Below are 15,843 nucleotides of genomic sequence, written 5' to 3'. Positions count from 1 at the left end.
ATGACCGTGACGGGTCGAAAGCAGACAGCATGCGTGCGCAGACGTGCCCCACGACCGGAATGGACGGGCCTCCTCTATATCGCTCCGGCGATGCTTCTGGTGATCATGTTCTTCGTGCTGCCGGTCGGATTTACCGCCTGGATGAGCCTTCACAACTGGCCGCTGATGGGCGCCCAGCGGTGGATCGGCTTCAACAACTACTTCCGCATGTTCAATGACGGCCGCTTCGTCGCGGCGCTGAACTTCACCGCCTACTATACGGTCATCGTGACGATCCTGATCTTCGCGGTCGCCTTTCCGCTTGCTCTTTTCGTCGAGCGGCAGCGGGCCTTCGTCAGCACCTATCGCACCGTCATCTTCCTGCCCGTCGTCGTCGGTCTGGCCTCTGCATCGCTGCTGTGGGTGTGGCTGGCCAATGTCGACAGCGGTTTCATCGGTCCTGCCTTGAAGGCGCTCGGACTTGTCGAAAAGAGCCCCAATCTGCTTGCCACCTTCGACAGCGCATTCCTGACGATCTGCGTCATGGTCGTGTGGAAGATAGCCGGCTTTACAATGATCATCCTGCTGACCGGGCTGCAGGCGATCCCGACCGATCTGACGGAGGCCGCCGTCGTCGATGGCGCCAATTGGTGGCAGCGCTTCCGCTTTCTGACGCTGCCGTTGATGCGCAGGACGATCGCGCTCGCGCTGATCATCTCCGTGACCGGCTCGATCCTCGCCTTCGATCAGTTCTACATCATGACCTCAGGCGGGCCGCAAAACCGAATGATCTCTGTCGTCTACTATATCTTCAACCAGTCCTTCGTGTCCTTCAATCTCGGGTACGGCGCGGCGCTGTCGATTGCGCTTCTGGCCATTCTCGTGGTCATCAGTGTCGTGCAGCTTTGGCTGCTGCGTGTCGGGGAGGAGCGCTGATGAGCCTCGTCACCGGTCGCAAGAAAAGCCGTGTAATCCGTGGGCAGGCCGCCTATCACGGCACCGGTATAGCCATCGCCATCTTCTTTCTCGCTCCCTTTGTCATCACACTGCTGGCCTCACTCCGGCATGGCACGGAGGCGCGGCTGCCACCGCTGCCGCCATGGCCGACGAACGGTATCAGCTTCGATTCCTATCGCTCGCTCGACAGTTTCGGTGCCGGCATCTGGCAGCACACGCTCAATTCGCTCATCGTGTCGGTTGCGACCGTGGTGCTGACCGTGGTCATCAGCCTGCTCGCCGGTTACGGTTTCTCGCGCTATCGCTTTCCGATGAAGAATGTCTTCTTCATCCTGATCATCGCGACGCTGATGATCCCCTTCCAGTCGATCCTGACGCCACTCTTCATCATCCTCGCCAGGCTCGGGCTCAACAACTCGCTCTTCGGCCTGACGCTGGTCTACGTGACGCTGCAGCTGCCGTTTTCGGTGTTCATGATGCGCAACGCCTTTGACGCGGTGCCGAAGGAGATCGAGGAGGCCGCGCGTATCGACGGCGCCCATGACCTGAAGATGCTCGTGCTGGTTCTGCTGCCGCTTGTGCTGCCGGGCGTCGCGACCGTGGCGATCTTTGCCTTCCTCAATGCCTGGAACGAATTTCTGGCCGCGCTCGTGCTGCTCTCCAGCAACGAGAAATACACGCTGCCCGTCCTGATGATGGCCGTGCGCGCCGGCCGTCTCGGGGCGATCAACTGGGGCGCCGTGCAGGCAGGTGTCGCCGTCATGACGATCCCCTGCCTCATCGTTTTCCTGCTTCTGCAACGCTACTACATGCGCGGGCTGATGGCCGGCGCGGTGAAATGACTTCTGAAGAAAGATGGATCAAGCCATGAACAAGTTGAAAAGAGACCGCCAGTTTCGCCCGCTTCCCGTGCCGGATGTCGATGTGCAAGGGCTGTTCGGGGAGCGCCAGGACGCGATCTGCGACAGCACCGCTGAAACGCTGCTCGACCGTTGCGTCACGGCGGGTATGCTGCAGGCGATCGACGTCACCAAGCCGAGCCCCGGCGTCGTGATCCCCATCGGTCCCTGGGGCGGCTCCACGCAGATGTTCTGGGATAGCGACCTCGGCAAATCGATCGAGACGGTGGCCTATTCGCTCTATCGCCGGGCCAATCCGGAGCTCGAAGCCCGGGTCGACGCCATCGTCGACATGTATGAGAAACTGCAGGACAAGGACGGCTATGTGAATGCCTGGTTCCAGCGGGTTCAGCCCGAGCGTCGCTGGACCAACCTGCGTGACCACCACGAACTCTATTGCGCCGGCCACTTGATGGAAGGCGCCGTCGCCTACTATCAGGCCACCGGCAAGCGCAAGCTGCTCGATATCATGTGCCGCTTTGCCGATTACATGATTACGGTCTTCGGTCATGGCCCGGGCAAGATTCCTGGCTATTGCGGCCACGAGGAAGTCGAGCTGGCACTGGTCAAGCTTGCCCGCGCGACCGGCGAGAAGAAGTATCTGGACCTTGCCAAGTTCTTCGTCGATGAGCGCGGAACCGAGCCGCACTTCTTCACCGACGAGGCGAACCGCGACGGCCGCAGTGCAGCGGACTTTCACCAGAAGACCTATGAGTACGGCCAAGCTCATCAGCCGGTTCGCGAACAGAAAAAGGTCGTCGGCCACGCCGTTCGTGCCATGTACCTCTATTCCGGCATGGCCGACATCGCGACGGAATACAACGATGACAGCCTGACCGGCGCCCTAGAAACCTTGTGGGACGATCTGACGACCAAGCAGATGTATGTCACCGGCGGCATCGGGCCGGCGGCCGCCAATGAGGGCTTCACCGACTATTATGACCTGCCGAACGAAAGCGCCTATGCCGAGACCTGCGCTTCCGTCGGTCTGGTGTTCTGGGCAAACCGCATGCTCGGCCGCGGCCCGAACCGGCGCTATGCGGATATCATGGAGCAGGCACTCTACAACGGCGCGATGGCCGGGCTCTCGCTCGACGGCAAGACGTTCTTCTACGAGAACCCGCTGGAAAGTGCCGGCAAGCATCATCGCTGGGTCTGGCACCATTGCCCCTGCTGCCCGCCGAACATTGCCCGCCTGCTCGCCTCTATCGGTTCCTACATGTATGGCGTCGCGGATGACGAGATCGCCGTCCACCTCTATGGCGAAGGACGCGCGCGGTTCAAGATCGCGGATGCCAATGTCGAGATGACGCAAAAGACCCGCTATCCCTGGCACGGGGCCGTCCATTTCGACATCAAGACGAGCAAGCAGGCACGCTTTGCGGTTTCGCTACGCATCCCGGAATGGGCAAAGGGGACGACACTTGCCGTCAACGGTGAGACAATCGATCTCGGCTCGGTCGAACTCGATGGTTACGCCCGCATCGAACGCGAATGGCGCGATGGCGACAAGATCGACCTGAACATTCCGCTCGAAGCACGCGCTCTCTGGGCAAACCCGCTGGTGCGGCAGGATGCCGGACGGACTGCCCTGATGCGTGGCCCGCTCGTCTATTGCGTCGAGGCGACGGATAACGGCGCAGGCCTGAACGGAATCAGGCTCGGCGAGGATATATCCGCGAAGACGGCTGAGATCGCCGAACTCGGTGGTGCGGTGGCTCTCGATATCGCTGTGACCAAGGATGAGTCGGATTGGGGTGCGACGCTCTATCGGACCAAGCCGCCGGCAGCCGGAACGGGTACGGCCCGCTTTGTGCCTTACCATCTTTGGGACAACCGCGCGCCCGGCGAAATGCTCGTCTGGATCCGCTCCGCCACCTAAGCCGGCTAGGGATGTCAGGTCGCCGGCTTAAACGCCGGCGACCATGGGCTGTGATCGGACTTCCGCTCGGATCATGCGGACCCAATTGCGGCCAATGGCAAGGCCGGTGGCATCTGATGCCGCGGCGTGCGCGGAGGCAAGCGCCGCGTAGCGTTCATGCCAGCCCGGCTCCATCTGTTCGATCGATTCCGCAAACTCGCCCTTCCAGCTATCGATGACAGATGCGCTGGCCTCGAAATGGAACTGAGTGCCGTAGGCCGCGCGCCCGATACGAAACGCCTGGTTCTGAGTAAGCTCGCTCACTGCAAGACGCGTCGCACCCTGCGGCAGTGTGAAGGTGTCGCTGTGCCACTGGAATGTCGTGAAATCCGCCTCGAGGTTGGAGAGCAACGGATCCGCGTGCCCATCCTCGGACTTGCTGACCGAGTGCCAGCCAAACTCCAGTCCGGCATTCAGCTGGTTCTCCGCACCGTAGGCGCGCGCCAGGATCTGCGCCCCAAGACAGATGCCGAGCACCGCCTTGTCGGCCTCGGCGAAGTCGCGCATGAGCTGTGCAAGTCCTGGCAGGTAGGGATAGTTCGCGTCGTCGATCGCATTCTGCTCGCCGCCGAGCACCACCAGGGCGTCATGATCGGCAATGCCTGCCGGTAGCTTGCCGTCGATCCAGGGGTAGAAGTGCTCGATCTCGGCCTTGGCTTCCGCCAGCGCCAGCCCCAGCGAGCCGAGCGGCGTGCTTTTCATGTTTTCGATGACGGCGACCCGCATCAGCATCTCCAGTACGATTTCTGGCTCCGAGAGGAACACCAAGCGCCCGGTGATTGCAATACGGATTGCGCCACGCCACGGCAGTTCTTAAATCGGAGTGACGAAAGGAAACCCCTGATATGAGCGACAAGAAAGCCCGCGTGACGATCCTCTACTGCACCCAATGCAACTGGCTGCTGCGCGCCGGCTGGATGGCGCAGGAGCTTCTGCAGACCTTCACCGACAGTCTCGGCGAAGTGGCGCTCGTTCCCGGCACCGGCGGCAATTTCGAAATCCGGGTCGATGGCGACCTGATTTGGGAGCGCAAGCGCGATGGCGGCTTTCCCGGTCCGAAGGAGTTGAAGCAGCGCGTGCGCGACATCATCGAACCCGGCCGGGATCTCGGCCATGTCGATCGCACTTCGCTGGAAAGCTGAGCCTAGTCGTAAGGCGAATTGCAGGTCTTGTAGATACCCTCATAGGTCAGGAACCGATCAGTCTTCGGATTGTAGGTCCGGTACTGGTTACGGCACCAATCCACATGGAACTGTTGTCCCTGTGCCTTCGGCTGCACCGTGCGCACGGGCGGGGGATCGTAATAGAGCGGTCCGCGACCTCGCGCAGCCGGCCGATAGTAGGTCGGACCGGTGGCCGTCGGCGGCCGATAGTTCGGCTGCACATAGGACGGGCGGAACGATTGGACCGGCCCGAAAGTGAAGCAGCCGCGCGCGTCACACATCGTCGACCCAACACGGATGATGTCCGATGCGCCGGCGGCGGGCGGAGACACGCCGAGCGGCATCGCAAACGCCGTGTAGGGCAGCAGGGAGAAGAGCGCGATCAGGCAAAAATTACGAGAGCCGGCCATCAGACGATCCTTTCTGCTGTGTATATAGGACGCCTTTGCAGCAATCGCTATCGCGGCCGCCTCAGATTGCAACCGCGCTGGCGAAGAGTGGCATCAACGACTTTTTTGCTGCCTGTCAGGAAAACTTCAAAAACCCTGTTGACAGCAAGGGGCCGCCCCCGTACATGGCTCTCCGTCGCCCAGATGGCGGAATTGGTAGACGCGCAGGTTTCAGGTACCTGTGCCGCGAGGCGTGGAGGTTCGAGTCCTCTTCTGGGCACCATTTCCCTAAGAAATGCAAAGTGAAGGCCGATATAAGGTCTTCCCATTTCTTCCCCCAAAGACATTAACAGCGCAGGTAAAGACGTCCGATCAGGCTGCTGATTGCGGTTGCGATCAGGACTTGGGCGCGCTGTCGCCAGCGAGCTGTCGTTCGGACAATGCTGGGCGTAAAATCCGGCTGCACGGGCTCCCGAACACTCATAATGCGCAGTAGGGGCGACCGCCTGGGCAGCCCAACGGGTCAGCGGACCGGCTGATAGTGTCCGCGCAGCGGCACCTGCGTGCCGACACTTTCCACGCCGTCACGATCGCAGACGTAGACGAGGGTTGGCAGCCCGCCGGTCCGGAAGATTTTGTCATATCCGCGGCGCAGCGGCCGTGTCTCCGTCCGGCAGCTATACTGTTCCTCGTCCTTTGGATCCGGCTGCGCCTTGACGCCCGGCAGGTTTGCATAGGGATAGATCGACTGGACCTGCGGCTCGCCGGCTCGCCGCCAATCCGCGGCAAAGCTCGCGCCGGGCGCCAAACTTGCGCCGGTTGCTGCCAAGGCTATCAACCACACTCTTGCGAACCGCATATCGCCGGATCCGTCGTATTACATCTCTATTGTCGATGTAGGCGCGGCGTCGGCTTCCATCAAGCGAGCGCTTCGCTCGGGTGGCCGTCATCTCGAAAACGTGACTTCGTCGAAGGGGCCGCGCAAGTGCGGCCCACGGCGGGGATACGCGTCTTGACGACGCAAGCGGAACGGAGTTTTGCACGCTCTGCCGTAAGTTGATCGCGACGGGGAGGCGCCAGGAACCTGAAAGCTTCTGATGGCGTCTCTTGCAAATAGTTGCACGAATGAAGGCGCGGTGCTCTATCCGTGACTTTCTCTTTGATCTAAGCAGCCGGCCGACAGGCGGCGCGAGAAGGACGGAAACAGATGACGAGCTATGTATTGACGGTGACGTGCAAGTCGACGCGCGGGATCGTGGCGGCGATCGCGAACTACCTGGCCGATCAGGGCTGCAACATCGTCGATTCGTCGCAGTTCGACGATCTCGATACCGGCAAGTTCTTCACCCGTGTCAGCTTCATTTCAGAAGAAGGCGTCGGTCTTGCGGCACTCAAGGAAGGCTTCAAGCCGGTCGCAGAGAAATTCGACATGGAAGCCGAAATCCATGATGGCGCCAGCCGCATGAAGGTGCTTTTGATGGTGTCGCGCTTCGGCCACTGTTTGAACGACTTGCTCTACCGCTGGAAGATCGGTGCGCTGCCGATCGATATCGTCGGCGTGGTCTCCAATCACTTCGATTATCAGAAGGTCGTGGTGAACCACGATATTCCGTTCCACCACATCAAGGTGACGAAGGAAAACAAGCCGCAGGCCGAGGCTCAGCTCCTTGATCTCGTGGACCAGACCGGCACCGAACTGATTGTGCTCGCCCGCTACATGCAGGTCCTTTCCGATGCCATGTGCCGCAAGATGTCCGGCAAGATCATTAATATCCATCACTCCTTCCTGCCGAGCTTCAAGGGCGCCAACCCCTACAAGCAGGCCTATGAGCGCGGCGTGAAGCTCATTGGCGCCACGGCGCATTATGTGACGGCCGATCTCGATGAGGGGCCAATCATCGAGCAGGATACCGCCCGCATCACCCACGCTCAGAGCGCCGACGATTACGTCTCCATCGGCCGCGACGTGGAGAGCCAGGTTCTGGCACGCGCCATCCATGCGCATATCCATCGCCGCGTCTTCCTGAACGGCAACCGCACGATCGTATTTCCCGCAAGTCCGGGCAGCTACGCATCGGAACGCATGGGCTGATCGCCGCGGCGGCTTTGCCGTCGATCGACCGCGATCTCCTCGCTTGCCGGTGGCAAGGATTCGATTATCTGCGTAGTCTGCGAAATCGAATCATGCCGCGGGGGATGCCATGACTGACGAGACGCTTGCCGATCGCGCGACGTTGCCACGCCCTGACGTGACCGCTGCGGAAGCCGGCGACATCCTTCAGTCGCGTTATGGCCTGTCAGGAGCGATCACCGAGCTCGGCAGCCAGCAGGATCGCAACTATCGCCTCGATACCGGCGAACGAAGCTACGTGCTCAAGATATGCCATGTGACCTATGAGACGGTGGAGCTCGAGGCGCAGAACGCAGCCATCCGCCACATCGGCACGAAAGAGGATGCGCCGCGCGTTCCTCACGTCATCCCATCGACGGACGGGCAGGACATCGTCGCTGTCACCGTGCGCGACCAGACCTTTCAGGTTCGACTGCTGGAGTATCTTGAAGGCGAGGGGCTGACGCACCGCAAGCACCTGCCGAAAGAGTCGGTGGCGGCACTGGGAGCTCTCTGCGCCCGCCTGGCGCAGTCGCTGGCCGACTTCACGCATCCTGGTCTCGACCGCAGCCTGCAATGGGACCTGCGCCGCGCCGGTCCGGTCGCGGTCCAGTTGTTGTCGGCGATCACCGACAGCGCCGCACGTGATCGCATCGCCAAGACGATGGTGTCAGCCGTGAGGCGAATCCAACCCCTGGCGCCGTCCTTGCGGCTACAGGCCGTGCACCATGACGTGACCGGCGACAACGTTGTCAGCCGTCGTGATGAGCGGGGCCATCTGGTCCCTGACGGCGTCATCGATTTCGGCGACATCATTCGCGGCTGGCTGATCGGCGATCTGGCGGTCACCTGCGCCTCGCTGCTACATCAGGCTGATGGCGATCCGCAGTACATTCTTCCTGCAGTGAAGGCATATCACGAGGTCTATCCGCTCACCGAGGAGGAGCTGCGCGCGCTCTGGCCGCTCGTCGTTGCCCGCGCGGTCATTCTGGTCGCCAGCAGCGAGCAGCAGATCTCGATCGATCCCGAGAACGACTATGTTCGCGGCAATCTCGAGCTCGAACGCCGCATATTCGATATGGCGGTATCCGTTCCATTCGAACTCATGGAAGTCGCGGTCCTGAAGGCGGTGGGCATCGAAACGGCCGCGGTTTCGATGGAGGACTGGCGTCCATTGTTGCCCGACATCGACCCGGCGACCATATCCTTCGTCGATCTCGGTGTCCAAAGCCCGCATTTCGCTGCGGGAAACTGGGCGCAGTCCGACATGGATTGGCGCCTGCTCGCGCGCGCGGCAGCCGAGACGGGCACTGCGGCCACGCGTTACGGCGAATACCGATTGTCGCGCTCGAAGCCTCGGAGCGCCACCCCATCCGCAACCTTCACGCTGCATTCCGACGTCTGTCTTGCGGGCGGCAGCACGGTTGCTGCTCCATTCGCGGGGAAGGTCATTCGGAAGGATCACCATTTCGTTCTGGCAGGCGAGGGTGTCAGCCTTCATCTCGACGGGATTGAGCCGTCGCTTGAAAACGAAGCCGAGGTCGAGCCCGGGCAACCGCTCGGGACCATATCCGGTGAGAGCGGATCTCTCGGCGGGCTGCGCGTACAACTCTCCACCTTGCCAGGCGTCGAACCGCCGCTGTTCTGCACTCCGCAGGAGGCCATGGCCTGGTCGGAACTATGTCCATCGCCGGCTGCCCTTCTGGGCGTTGGCGTCAATGCGCCGAAGCTGGCGTCGGCAGCGTTGTTCGCGCTCAGGCAGGCCCATCTCGCAAGGCCGCAGAAGAACTACTACGAAATACCGCCGCAAATGGAGCGCGGCTGGCAGGAGCATATGTTCGATGTCGAGGGCCGTGCCTATCTCGACATGCTGAACAACGTCACCATTCTGGGGCATGGCCACCCGCGCCTGGCGGAGGCGGTCAGCGAACAGTGGCTGCGGCTGAACACCAATTCACGCTTTCACTATGGCGCCATTGCGGAATTTTCCGAGCGCCTGACCTCCCTGGCGCCGGAAGGGCTGGATGCGGTGTTCCTCGTCAACAGCGGATCGGAAGCCAACGACCTCGCCCTGCGACTAGCTTGGGCGCACACGGGCGCCAAGCATATGCTCAGCCTTCTCGAAGCCTACCACGGCTGGTCGGTTGCGAGCGATGCGGTGTCCACCTCGATCGCCGACAATCCGGAGGCTTTGACGACGCGGCCCGACTGGGTGCACGCCGTCCTCTCGCCCAATACCTATCGTGGTGCGTTCCGCGGTTCGGAATCGACGATTGGTTACGTGGAGGCCGTCGTCGACGCCCTTGAAGCCGTCGATGCACGGGGCGAGGGGTTGGCCGGCTTCATCGCCGAGCCGGTCTACGGGAATGCCGGCGGAATATCGCTGCCGGACGGATACCTTGCCGCAGTCTACAGGCAGGTGCGGGCCCGCGGCGGCGTCTGCATCGCCGACGAAGTACAGGTGGGCTACGGTCGGCTTGGGCACCATTTCTGGGGCTTCGAGCAACAGGGCGTCGTCCCCGACATCATCACGGTAGCGAAAGGCATGGGCAATGGACATCCGCTCGGCGCTGTGATCACGACCAGGGCCATTGCCGATTCGCTGGAGAAGGAAGGTTATTTCTTCTCGTCCGCTGGCGGCAGTCCGGTCAGTTCCGTGGTGGGTATGACCGTCCTCGATATCATGGCCGATGAAGAACTGCAGGCGAATGCGCGCGATGTTGGCGATCATCTCAAGAGCCGTCTGGTCGCGCTGATCGACCGCTATCCGATCGTCGGCGCGGTGCACGGCATGGGACTTTACCTCGGGCTCGAACTCGTCCGCGACAGAACGACGCTGGAACCCGCGAGCGAAGAGACAGCGGCAATCTGCGGCCGCCTGCTCGATCTCGGGGTCTTGATGCAGCCGACCGGCGATCACCTCAATGTGTTGAAGATCAAGCCTCCCCTTTGCCTGACAGTGGAGAGCGCCGATTTCTTCGTCGACATGCTGGAAAAGGTGCTCTCCGAGGGGTGGTAGCCTGTTTTTTGCCCGCGTTAACCATTTCGGTCATTTCGAGGCTTTCCCGTTTTTTCATCAGATGCCCATTGCCGGAATCAGCGGGACTTCCTATCTCTGCGCCGTGATCGAAAGAGACCGTCGGACTGTCACGCGAATTGCACAAAGACTTGATAGAGTTCTTTCAGTCAATTCGATCTTAATGGAATGAAATTTTCCGAATGGTCGATATTTTGACACGTTTCGGAATATGTTTCTTGTAGGCTGCTAGCTATAGTCTACCAACAAAGTAGATTAATAGCGCGGCCGTCGCCGGTCTTGGAACACCAGGGCCTCAAACAAGCGCAACGCCAGAGAAAGGAACGAGACATGACTGACATCGACACTCTCGCCAATTTCCCTGGGCGATCTGTGCTTGGCAATGACCGTCCGGGCGCTCTCTCCCGCCCGAACTGTCGAATGTGACCTTCGTCCACCCTTAACGGAATCAGACAAGTCAATTCGCCATCGCCAGCGCATACCGCGCGGCAGGAGTTCTACGCATGAAAAAAGAAGTAATCGAATACGCAGGCGTTCCCGTCGGGATCGTCATCCCGGATGAGAACCGGTTGAAGTTCATCGCAGTGAAGTTTCACGTTCACGATCTGGACGAGCAGCATTTCAGCTCGCCGGCTGAGGTGAAGCTCGCGATCCATGATCTGATGACCCGCCGTCACCCGAAGCCTATCCATGCCTGAGGGCATGCCCAACCAGCCCTGACAGATTTCAGACCGGTCTTGCCAAAGGTGAGGCCGGTCTTGTGTTTTGACCGCCATTGCGGTCCTATCGCGCTCTTGCTCAACAAGGGTGGCGCGCTTGCTCAATCTGATTACCGACATTGATGGCGTCTCGGTCGGAAACGCGACGGATCTGAGGCTCGGCTCAGGTGTGACCGCGATCGTCTTCGACGAACCGGCAACGGCCTCCGCTGTGGTTCTCGGAGGCGCTCCGGGCGGTCGTGACACGGCGCTTCTCGATCCGTCGATGACGGTCGGCGCAGTCGATGCCTTCGTGCTGTCAGGTGGCTCGGCCTTCGGCCTTGACGCGGCTGGCGGCGTTCAGGCGGGACTTCGGGAAGCCGGGCGAGGTTTTCCCGTCGGCGACCTGAAGGTGCCGATCGTTCCGCAGGCGATCCTGATGGACCTGCTGAACGGCGGCGACAAGGATTGGGGGCTGCAGTCGCCCTATCGCGACATGGGCTATCAAGCCTTCAAGACATCGGCGAAAGGGCCGTTTACCCTCGGTTCCGTCGGTGCGGGAGCCGGTGCCACAACCGCGACCGTCAAAGGTGGGCTCGGTTCGGCAAGTGGCGAGACCAGCACCGGCCTGCGGATTGGAGCGATCGTCGCCGTCAATGCGCTTGGCTCGGCGACAGTGGGCGAGGGGCCGCATTTCTGGTCGGCGCCGTTCGAGCAGGGCCGGGAGTTTGGCGGCCTCGGCTTGCCCGCGCCAATCTCACAAGCCGACATCCGCATGCGGCTAAAGGGCATGAACACGATAGCGACAACGATTGGCGCCATCGTTACCGACGCCGAATTGACCAAGCAGGAGGCGCACCGTCTCGCGATCATGGCCCATGACGGTTTCGCCCGCGCCCTGCTGCCGGCGCACCTGCCTTTCGACGGCGACACTGTCTTTGCTGCCTCGACGGGCAGGAGGCCCCGACCGGATTTGCCCGCCTTTTTCGAGCTCTGCCATCTCGCCACGATGGTCATGGCACGCGCCATTGCGCGGGGAGTCTTTGAGGCCACCGCACTGCCAGTCGCTGGCGCCCAGCAGGCTTGGCGAGACCGCTACCCTGGAGACCGCTACCCTGATCGCGCAAGTTCGTCTAAACAAAGCGCCTAAATCGACGGAGACCCCGAATGCAGATCTCGGCCTTAATTCCCGCCAGGCGGTGTGCGTTTTGGGAGTGACAAGTTGGCTCATAAAAGTCATCGCCACGGCGGCGGGCAGACAGGGGAATAAATTGATGAAGGTTTCGCGTGCGCCGTCGGCGCTGTTGGCTCGGCGATTTTATCTCGGTGCGGCGGTTTCAGTTGGCCTCGTGCTGCTGGGGCAGACCCCCGCGGAAGCCGCCAAGACCACGCTGACCCTTGGCATGACGGTGGAGCCAACCGGCCTTGATCCGACGATCGCAGCCCCTGTCGCGATCGGCCAGGTCACCTGGCAGAACGTTTTCGAAGGCCTTGTAACGATTGACGAGACCGGGAAGATCCAGCCACAGCTCGCCAAGAGCTGGGAGGTTTCCCCGGACGGTCTAACCTATACGTTCAAGCTGCAGAGCGGCGTCAAATTCCATGATGGCGAGGCTTTCGATTCCGCTGCAGCGAAATTTGCGCTCGATCGCGCGCGCGGTGCTGACTCGGTAAACCCGCAAAAGCGCTTCTTCGCCTCGATCACTTCCATAGAGACACCGGACCCGGAAACGCTCGTCCTGCATCTCGCGGCTCCAACAGGCAGTCTCCTCTACTGGCTCGGCTGGCCGGCCTCGGTGATGGTCGGCCCGAAGTCTGCCGCCGGGGATAAGACGACGCCCGTTGGCACCGGCCCGTTCAAGTTCGTGAATTGGGCAAAGGGCGACAAGGTCGAGCTCGCAAGGAACGCCGACTATTGGAGCAAGGACGCCACGGCAAAGCTCGACAAGGTGACCTTCCGCTTCATCGCCGATCCGCAGGCCCAGGCCGCGGCCTTGAAGTCGGGCGATGTCGACGCCATTCCGGAATTCGCGGCGCCTGAGCTGATGAGTTCGTTTGACGGCGATGCGAAGCTTACGACCAAGATCGGCAATACCGAGCTGAAGGTTGTCGCCGGCATGAACAACGCGAAGAAGCCTTTCGACGACAAACGCGTCCGTCAGGCGTTGATGATGGCGATCGACCGGAAGACGGTCATTGACGGCGCCTGGTCGGGGCTAGGTACGGCGATCGGCAGCCACTACACGCCGAACGACCCCGGCTACGTCGATCTCACCGGCGCGCTGCCCTATGATCCCGAAAAGGCGAAGGCGCTGCTTGCCGAAGCCGGCTATCCTGATGGTTTCACCTTCACGATCAAGTCGCCGCAAATGGCTTATGCGCCACGTAGCGCGCAGGTCATGCAGGCGATGCTGGCTGAAATCGGCGTAACCATGAACATCGAACCGACGGAATTCCCGGCCAAGTGGGTGCAGGATGTCATGAAGGACCGCGCCTACGAAATGACGATCGTAGCGCACGCCGAACCGCTCGACATCGACATCTACGCCCGTGATCCGTACTACTTCAACTACAAGAATCCCGCGTTCAACGAGCTGATGAAGAAGGTGCAGGAGACCTCGGATCCTGTAGCGCAAGCGAAGATCTTCGGCGACGCCCAGAAGATTCTGGCCGAGGATGTGCCGGCGCTCTATCTCTTCGTCATGCCCAAGCTGGGCGTCTGGGACAAGAAGCTGAAGGGTCTCTGGGAGAATGAACCCATTCCCTCGAACGTCCTTACGAACGTCTCCTGGGAAGACTGATTACGGGCTGATGATATGGTGAGGCGGCGGATCGTACCGGACGTGAAATGATAACGCTTCTGTCTCGTCGCCTTGTCGGTCTGATTGTCACGCTCGCTGTCGTCTCGCTGCTGATTTTTGCTGTGATGGATCTGCTGCCGGGCGATCAGGCCTCCATCATGCTGGGCACGTCAGCCGCACCGGAAACGCTCGCAAGCCTGCGTCACGAGCTTGGGCTCGATCAGCCGCTCCTGTGGCGCTATGGAGAATGGCTCGCTGGCGTATTCCGTGGAAACCTCGGCCAATCCTACACCTACGGTGTGCCCGTTGCCGGCCTGATTCTTGAGAGACTGGCGGTTACGCTTCCGCTGGCGCTGATGGCGATCATGCTTTCCGTCGCCATCGCGATCCCTCTCGGTGCCCTTGCGGCGGCGCATCGAGGCGGATTGCCTGACGCTGTCGCTTCGATATTTTCGCAGATGGGCATCGCCGTTCCGGGCTTCTGGGTGGCTCTACTGCTGATCATGCTGTTTTCGACGGCGCTCGGCTGGATGCCGGCCGGAGGTTTCCCGGGTTGGAACGCCGGCTTCCTGCCAGCCCTCAAAGCGCTTCTTATGCCCGCGGTGGCGCTCGCATTACCGCAAGCGGCCGTCCTGACACGCGTCACGCGTTCTGCCGTTCTGGAAACCCTGCATGAGGATTTCACGAGGACAGCCCTTGCCAAGGGATTGTCGAAGCGGCGCGTCCTGTGGCGGCACTCGGTGCCGAACGCCCTCGTTCCCGTTCTGACGATCCTCGGCCTGCAGTTCACCTTCCTGGTTGCTGGCGCGGTTTTGGTCGAGAATGTCTTCAACCTTCCGGGCCTCGGTCGCCTTGCCTATCAGGCGCTGTCGCAGCGCGACATCATCGTCATGCAGGATGTCGTCCTGCTCTTTGCTGGGCTCGTTATCGTCATGAACTTCATCGTCGATCTCTCCTATCTGGCGATCGACCCGCGCCTGCGGAAAGGCATTTGACATGGCGCCGATTGCCTCCAATCCAATAGGCCTCAAGCGCCGGCGATTTGACATTAGCCGGAGAATGAATTTGGTCGTCGGCGGCGGTGTCATCACCCTTCTTGTCGCCGTCGCGGTGCTGTCGGTGGTCTGGACGCCGCTGCCGCCAGCGAAGATGCAGATCATTCACAAGCTGCAGCCCCCTTTCGCGTTCGGCGTTCTCGGCACGGACCAATTCGGCCGAGATGTCCTCTCGATGCTGATGGTCGGCTGCTGGAATTCCCTTTCCATCGCCGTTGCCGCCGTGGCGATCGGCGGGACGCTCGGTTCGATCGCCGGTATCTCGGCCGCTGCCGTGCGGGGCGTGTTCGAAACGTTGCTGATGCGCGCCTGCGACGTCGTTTTCGCGCTGCCGCCGATTCTTTCGGCGATGATGCTGGGCCCCTTTCTCGGTCCGGGCCGGCTTACTGCGATCGTTGCCATTGCAACGTTCATGATTCCCGTCTTTGCCCGCGTCACGCTTGCCACGGCCCTCCAAGCCTGGAGGCGGGACTACGTGCTCGCTGCCCGCGCAATCGGAAACAGCCGCTTCGCGATCTCCGTCCGCCACGTGCTCCCGAACATCATGAGCCAGATCATTGTCCAAGTGACGATCCAGTTGGGCTTGGCCGTGCTGACGGAGGCCGGGCTCAGCTTCCTTGGCCTCGGGATCGCACCACCCGCCCCGACCTGGGGCCGTATGCTGGCCGACGCGCAAACCTACCTGGCGCTCGCGCCATGGCTGGCCATCCTGCCCGGCCTTGCCATCGCACTCTGCGTCTTCGGCTTCAACATGCTTGGCGATGGCCTGCGCGACATGCTCGACCCGCGCGTGACGAGTGCCGTCAGTGTTCGAAACCACAGGTGCGGATGAGA

General features: G+C 61.3%; 14 protein-coding genes and 1 tRNA gene. 12 read left to right on the top strand and 3 right to left on the bottom strand.

Annotated features, from left to right (window positions below; translation table 11 throughout):
- From C934_RS0103670 to C934_RS0103660, 3 genes are read left to right on the top strand one after another with little or no spacing between them, the layout of a single operon-like run.
- Positions 1–915 (top strand): carbohydrate ABC transporter permease, encoded by a 915-nt coding sequence (locus tag C934_RS0103670; protein ID WP_018855343.1) that lies wholly within the window; start codon positions 1–3, stop codon positions 913–915.
- Entirely contained in the window at positions 915–1,778 is an 864-nt protein-coding gene (locus C934_RS0103665) for a carbohydrate ABC transporter permease (RefSeq protein WP_018855342.1), read from the top strand. The genes C934_RS0103670 and C934_RS0103665 overlap by 1 nt, the downstream gene beginning before the upstream one ends.
- Before the next feature lie 25 nt (positions 1,779–1,803).
- Positions 1,804–3,717 (top strand): glycoside hydrolase family 127 protein, encoded by a 1,914-nt coding sequence (locus C934_RS0103660; RefSeq protein WP_026371534.1) that lies wholly within the window; start codon positions 1,804–1,806, stop codon positions 3,715–3,717.
- Positions 3,718–3,744: 27 nt separating this feature from the next.
- Here C934_RS0103660 and C934_RS0103655 read toward each other — a convergent pair whose 3' ends face one another.
- Complete coding sequence (locus tag C934_RS0103655; RefSeq protein WP_018855340.1) at positions 3,745–4,482, bottom strand: type 1 glutamine amidotransferase; 738 nt, start codon at positions 4,480–4,482, stop codon at positions 3,745–3,747.
- 119 nt (positions 4,483–4,601) lie between these two features.
- Between C934_RS0103655 and C934_RS0103650 the strand changes: the two genes are divergently transcribed.
- A complete protein-coding gene (locus C934_RS0103650; protein ID WP_018855339.1) occupies positions 4,602–4,898 on the top strand; it encodes a SelT/SelW/SelH family protein in 297 nt (98 codons plus the stop codon).
- A 2-nt stretch (positions 4,899–4,900) separates the two neighbouring features.
- Here the strand turns inward: C934_RS0103650 and C934_RS0103645 are convergent, their stop codons facing one another.
- On the bottom strand, positions 4,901–5,329 hold the full coding sequence (locus C934_RS0103645; protein ID WP_018855338.1) for a BA14K family protein: 429 nt from the start codon (positions 5,327–5,329) through the stop codon (positions 4,901–4,903).
- A gap of 177 nt (positions 5,330–5,506) precedes the next feature.
- Between C934_RS0103645 and C934_RS0103640 the strand changes: the two genes are divergently transcribed.
- Positions 5,507–5,591: transfer RNA gene (locus C934_RS0103640), tRNA-Leu, on the top strand.
- A gap of 240 nt (positions 5,592–5,831) precedes the next feature.
- Here the strand turns inward: C934_RS0103640 and C934_RS0103635 are convergent.
- Entirely contained in the window at positions 5,832–6,167 is a 336-nt protein-coding gene (locus C934_RS0103635) for a hypothetical protein (RefSeq protein ID WP_026371533.1), read from the bottom strand.
- Between the two features lie 348 nt (positions 6,168–6,515).
- Between C934_RS0103635 and purU the strand changes: the two genes are divergently transcribed.
- The 7 genes from purU to C934_RS31585 all read left to right on the top strand — a co-directional run bounded on the left by purU (position 6,516) and on the right by C934_RS31585 (position 15,841).
- The gene (gene purU, locus C934_RS0103630) at positions 6,516–7,400 is read left to right on the top strand and encodes a formyltetrahydrofolate deformylase (protein ID WP_018855336.1); all 885 of its coding nucleotides are present in this window, start codon (positions 6,516–6,518) and stop codon (positions 7,398–7,400) included.
- Between the two features lie 109 nt (positions 7,401–7,509).
- The gene (locus C934_RS0103625) at positions 7,510–10,437 is read left to right on the top strand and encodes an aminotransferase (RefSeq protein ID WP_018855335.1); all 2,928 of its coding nucleotides are present in this window, start codon (positions 7,510–7,512) and stop codon (positions 10,435–10,437) included.
- Positions 10,438–10,958: 521 nt separating this feature from the next.
- Positions 10,959–11,153 (top strand): hypothetical protein, encoded by a 195-nt coding sequence (locus C934_RS0103620; protein ID WP_007529092.1) that lies wholly within the window; start codon positions 10,959–10,961, stop codon positions 11,151–11,153.
- Between the two features lie 109 nt (positions 11,154–11,262).
- Positions 11,263–12,303 (top strand): P1 family peptidase, encoded by a 1,041-nt coding sequence (locus C934_RS0103615; protein ID WP_018855334.1) that lies wholly within the window; start codon positions 11,263–11,265, stop codon positions 12,301–12,303.
- A gap of 121 nt (positions 12,304–12,424) precedes the next feature.
- A complete protein-coding gene (locus C934_RS0103610) occupies positions 12,425–13,954 on the top strand; it encodes an ABC transporter substrate-binding protein (protein ID WP_026371532.1) in 1,530 nt (509 codons plus the stop codon).
- A 47-nt stretch (positions 13,955–14,001) separates the two neighbouring features.
- The gene (locus tag C934_RS0103605; protein WP_018855332.1) at positions 14,002–14,949 is read left to right on the top strand and encodes an ABC transporter permease; all 948 of its coding nucleotides are present in this window, start codon (positions 14,002–14,004) and stop codon (positions 14,947–14,949) included.
- Position 14,950: 1 nt separating this feature from the next.
- Positions 14,951–15,841 carry an ABC transporter permease gene (locus tag C934_RS31585; RefSeq protein WP_051085558.1) on the top strand — a complete coding sequence of 297 codons (891 nt, stop codon included), beginning with the start codon at positions 14,951–14,953 and terminating at the stop codon, positions 15,839–15,841.
- Positions 15,842–15,843: the final 2 nt, after the last annotated feature.

The sequence above is a fragment of the Rhizobium sp. 42MFCr.1 genome (assembly GCF_000377185.1).
Lineage (GTDB): Bacteria > Pseudomonadota > Alphaproteobacteria > Rhizobiales > Rhizobiaceae > Rhizobium > Rhizobium altiplani.
Note: the sequence above shows the minus strand (reverse complement) of the source record. Positions and strands in the feature narration are given on the sequence as shown.

Excerpts from the sequence above, each read along its gene's own strand:
- C934_RS0103670 (WP_018855343.1), top strand. The coding sequence starts at position 1 with ATGACCGTGACGGGTCGAAAGCAGACAGCATGCGTGCGCAGACGTGCC.
- C934_RS0103665 (WP_018855342.1), top strand. The coding sequence starts at position 915 with ATGAGCCTCGTCACCGGTCGCAAGAAAAGCCGTGTAATCCGTGGGCAG.
- C934_RS0103660 (WP_026371534.1), top strand. The coding sequence starts at position 1,804 with ATGAACAAGTTGAAAAGAGACCGCCAGTTTCGCCCGCTTCCCGTGCCG.
- C934_RS0103655 (WP_018855340.1), bottom strand. The coding sequence starts at position 4,482 with ATGCGGGTCGCCGTCATCGAAAACATGAAAAGCACGCCGCTCGGCTCG.
- C934_RS0103650 (WP_018855339.1), top strand. The coding sequence starts at position 4,602 with ATGAGCGACAAGAAAGCCCGCGTGACGATCCTCTACTGCACCCAATGC.
- C934_RS0103645 (WP_018855338.1), bottom strand. The coding sequence starts at position 5,329 with ATGGCCGGCTCTCGTAATTTTTGCCTGATCGCGCTCTTCTCCCTGCTG.
- C934_RS0103635 (WP_026371533.1), bottom strand. The coding sequence starts at position 6,167 with ATGCGGTTCGCAAGAGTGTGGTTGATAGCCTTGGCAGCAACCGGCGCA.
- purU (WP_018855336.1), top strand. The coding sequence starts at position 6,516 with ATGACGAGCTATGTATTGACGGTGACGTGCAAGTCGACGCGCGGGATC.
- C934_RS0103625 (WP_018855335.1), top strand. The coding sequence starts at position 7,510 with ATGACTGACGAGACGCTTGCCGATCGCGCGACGTTGCCACGCCCTGAC.
- C934_RS0103620 (WP_007529092.1), top strand. The coding sequence starts at position 10,959 with ATGAAAAAAGAAGTAATCGAATACGCAGGCGTTCCCGTCGGGATCGTC.
- C934_RS0103605 (WP_018855332.1), top strand. The coding sequence starts at position 14,002 with ATGATAACGCTTCTGTCTCGTCGCCTTGTCGGTCTGATTGTCACGCTC.
- C934_RS31585 (WP_051085558.1), top strand. The coding sequence starts at position 14,951 with ATGGCGCCGATTGCCTCCAATCCAATAGGCCTCAAGCGCCGGCGATTT.